The organism is Microbacterium sp. Bi128, assembly GCF_918698205.1.
Window position 1 is genome coordinate 1 of record NZ_CAKKMM010000399.1, and the last position, 4,036, is coordinate 4,036.

General features: G+C 68.2%; 2 protein-coding genes and 1 pseudogene. All 3 read right to left on the bottom strand.

Annotated features, from left to right (window positions below):
* Window positions 1–81 precede the first annotated feature (81 nt).
* Complete coding sequence (locus LQV45_RS19790) at window positions 82–2,247, bottom strand: alpha-galactosidase (protein WP_230008474.1); 2,166 nt, start codon at window positions 2,245–2,247, stop codon at window positions 82–84.
* Window positions 2,248–2,373: 126 nt separating this feature from the next.
* Window positions 2,374–3,717, bottom strand: a complete 1,344-nt coding sequence (locus LQV45_RS19795; RefSeq protein ID WP_230008475.1) for a sugar ABC transporter substrate-binding protein — start codon at window positions 3,715–3,717, stop codon at window positions 2,374–2,376.
* 71 nt (window positions 3,718–3,788) lie between these two features.
* Window positions 3,789–4,036 (bottom strand): annotated as a pseudogene (locus LQV45_RS19800) (carbohydrate ABC transporter permease); the annotation flags it as partial.

Below are 4,036 nucleotides of genomic sequence, written 5' to 3' on the forward strand. Positions count from 1 at the left end.
GATGATGCTGGTCATGGGGTTCCTTCGAAAGTGAGGGGACGTGCGGTGCCCGACCCGGAAGCAGGGGGCGGGACCGGACAGTCAGAGGGCCTGGACGTGGAGGAGCAGGGCGTGCTCCGGGTTCAGGACCGGCAGGGGCAGGCCGACGTGCTGCAGGAAGGCGCCGGTGGCAACGGCCCCGTCTTCCAGCCAGGCCGGCGGCCGGATCTGGGTAAAGGTGTGCGCGTAGTCGCCGTCGAGAAGGGTAGGCAGTTCGGCCCGGACGCGGTAGTTCCGCTTCGGGTCAAGGCCCGGCAGTGAGGCCAGTCCGGGAACCTCAGCCGGGGCGGAGGCCAGGGACACGGCAGCGAACAGGGCCTCGCCGGCGTCGTGCGCAACTACACCGTGGACGCTCAGGGTGGGCTCGGCGGTGTCAGCGTTGACGCGCTTGCCGGAGTGGAGCAGTGCGCGGTGGCGCTTGTAGAGCGCGATGGCGCGGCGCAGCGTGGCCCGGTCCTCGTCCGTGGCTGCGCGGATGTCCCACTCCATGCCGAAATGGCCAAAGAGGGCGGTGATGGCGCGGAAGGAGATGTCGTGGGTGCGGGCCGTGGTGTGCGAGGTGGTGGGGCCGATATGTGATCCGACGAGTTCGGGGGGGAGTACGGCCTGGGTCCAGCGCTGGATGGTCTGGCGCTCCAGGGCATCGTTGCAGTCCGAGGCCCACACCCGGTCGGTTCGCTGCAGGATGCCGAGATCCACGCGGGCCCCGCCGGAGGAGCAGCTTTCAATCTCCACGTCCGGGTGGGATGCCTTGAGCGCGTCGAAGAGACGGTACGCGGCCAGCGTCTGTTCGTGGACGGACGGCCGGCCGCCGCGGCCGTGCTCGGTGAGGTCGCGGTTCTGGTCCCATTTGAGGTAGGCGATGTTGTTCTCGCGCAACAGGGCATCGAGGCGGCCGTATATGTATTGCCAGGCCTCCGGGTTGGCGAGGTCCAGGACGTGCTGATGGCGCCAGGCGTGCGGAAGCCGGCCGCCGTCCTTGTGGGAAAGCAGCGACGGGCCCACGATCCAGTCCGGGTGCTCGCGCGCGACGTCGGAGTCCAGGTTGACCATCTCCGGCTCCACCCACAGCCCAAACTCCATGCCGTGGCCGGTGACCGCGTCGATCAGCGGCGTGAGGCCCTCGGGCCACATGCCCTCGTCGACGTACCAGTCGCCAAGGCCCGCGTGATCATCGCGGCGGCCGCGGAACCAGCCGTCGTCGAGGACGAAGCGTTCCACGCCGAGGCCGGCGGCCGCTTCGGCGAGTTCGAGCAGGGGCTCGAGGCGGTGGTCGAAGTAGACGGCCTCCCAGGTGTTCAGCACCACCGGGCGGACCCGGCCGGAGGTGGTGTCCACATGCTGCGGCCGGGCACGGAACCAGTGGTAGAAGGCCTCGGTGATGCCGTCCAGGCCGCGGCCGGAGTAGGCGGCATAGAGCGACGGCGTCCGGTAGCTGCCGCCGGGGCGCAGCACCACTTCGGCGGAGCCGAGCAGCTCGGCGGCACCAAGCATGCGCCGGCCGTCCGCGAGGCTGTCGAGGTACTGCTCGTGGTTGCCGCTCCAGCCCAGGTGCGTGGCCCAGACCTGGCCTGTGCGGTTGGCGAAGCCGGCGGTCCCGGCTGCCACCAGCAGGGAGGAGTCGTGGCCGGTCCGGCCGTGCCGGCCGGTGCGGACCCAGGTGCCCTGCTGGACGGCGTGCCGCTGCGGGTGGTTTTCGCGGCACCAGCGTCCGGTGAGGTCGAGCAGTTCCGTGGCGTCCCGCGGCACCGGCAGCACCGTGGCGAGTTCGTCGAGCTGGTATTCGGCAGTGCCGCTGTTGGTCAGCGTGTGAGCCAGCTCCAGGAGGCCGCCGGGGTGCAGGGTGAGTTCGGAACTGACCTCCAGCCCGGCCTCGGAGTCCAGGTGGATGATCACCACCGTGCGCCCGCCGTCCTGCACTTGGGCGGCAACCACCCGCAGGGCCGGCGAGAAGTCCAGGCCGGGGCCGCCGGCGGCGTTCCGGTGCCCGCGCAGGCCCGGCCGCCCGGCCCAGCCGGAGGAGGCCTGAGGGAGCAGTCCGGCGGTGACGGGGATGTCGAGGGCGGAGTGCTGGACGGCCCCGTGGAGGATCGCCAGATCGGGGAGGTTCTCCCCAAGGTCGGCGCCCCAATGGACGATCTCGGCCTCGCCGGAGTCGAAGGCCAGCAGGACGCTGGTGCCGGCAGAACGCAGGTGCACGGGGTGCATGGGGATTCGCTTTCAGTAGTGCGGAAGTCAGGTGCTGGTGCGCGGGATCCCGGGTTGGGGACCCCGCGCACCGGGCGCCGCCGTTGCGGGCGGCTGTGGCTTCAGGGGCTTACTTGTTGAACAGGCTTACTTGTTGAAAAGTGAGTTGACCTGCTCGTTGGCCTGCGAGAGGGAGCTGGCCGGCTGCTTGCCGGAGAGGACGGCGTCCATAGCCGGCTTCATGATGCCGTCCACCTTGGCCGCCTTGTCCGCGATCGGGAACAGGAACGTGGTTCCTTCCTTGACGTGGGTGGTGAAGGCGGAGACGTCGGTGCCCTTGGCCTTGAACGCTTCGGCTGCCTTCTCGGAGGAGCTGGTGAGAGCCGGGAACACGACGGCCTTGGAAGCTACGACGTCCTGGCAGGCGGTGGAAGCGAGGTATTCAACCCACTTGGTGGCTGCTGCGGGCTTCTTGGTGCCGGCCCAGATGGAGTCGGCCAGGCCGTTGAACATGCTTGCACGCTTGCCGTCCGGTCCTGTCGGGGTGGGTGCGAAGCCGGTCTGGATACCCTTGTATCCGGTGTACTGGCCGATCAGCCAGTCGCCCGAGGTGTTGATGGCGGCCTTGCCGGCGCCGAAGTTGTCCGACATGCTGGCGCCTACCGTGGTTTCAAGCTTGGGCATGTAGCCCTTGTCCGCCAGGCCGGCCCACCAGGCAATGGTCTCCTGGAACTTGGGGTCGTCGTAGTTGAACTTGGTGCCCCAGGGGTTCTTGTCGGTGTGGGTCCAGCCGGTGGTGGCGCTGAGGAAGCTCCACTGCGTCTGGCCCTGGCCCGAGCCGGAGGACTCCAGGCCGAGGCCGTAGACGGCCACGTTGTTCTTGTCGAAGCCGGCCTCGTCGCCGCGCTTGCCGCGCTTGTCCACGGTCAGGTGGGCGATGGCTTTTTCGTAGCTGCCGCCGTCCTGCGGATTCCAGTCCAGGGTAGCCATCTGCTCGGCGGTGAGACCGGCGGAGTCGGTCATGGCCTTGTTGTAGAAGAGGCCTACAGTGTCCCAGTCCTTGGGCAGCCCGTAGCGCTTCCCGTCCTGGCCGACCCAGAGCTCGGCCAGGCCCTTGGTGTAGCTGTCCAGCTTGATGCCGTCCTTGGCCACGGCGTCATCGAGGGCCAGGAGCTGCTTCTTCGCCGCGTACTCGGGGTACTTGGAGAGGTGGTCGGTGAAGACATCCGGCGCCGTGCCGGCAATGAAGCCGTTGGTCAGGGTGGTCCAGTAGTCGTCCCAGCCGCGCTGGGTGATCTTGACCTTGATATCCGGGTTGGCCTTGGTGAAATCGTCGGCGCACTGCTGGTAGGCCGGGAGCTGGTTGGCGTCCCAGAGCCAGTAGTTGATCTCCCCCTTGGCTTCGGAGGATGCCGGGGCGGACCCGCCGCAGGCGGAGAGGGAGATGGCGATGGCTGCAGCGGCAGCGACGGCGCCGAGGGTCTTCTTCATGGTGGACCTTTCATGGAAGTGCTTCTTTGAGGGGAATGTTTGTTAACGGGGCACTGCGTGTTGTGCCGGGGTTACTTGATGCCGGAGAAGCCGATGGAGTTGACCACCCGCTTGCCGAAGGCGATGAAGAGCAGGAGGACGGGCAGGGCCGCGATCAGGGTGGCGGCCATCAGGCCGGACCAGTCGGGGGCGCCCTGCGGGGACTGGGACTTGAAGACGCCCAGGCCCACGGTGAGGACGCGGACGCTTTCGTCCTGGCCCACCAGCAGCGGCCAGAAGTACTCGTTCCATTGGCCGATGAAGGTCAGCAGCGCAAGGG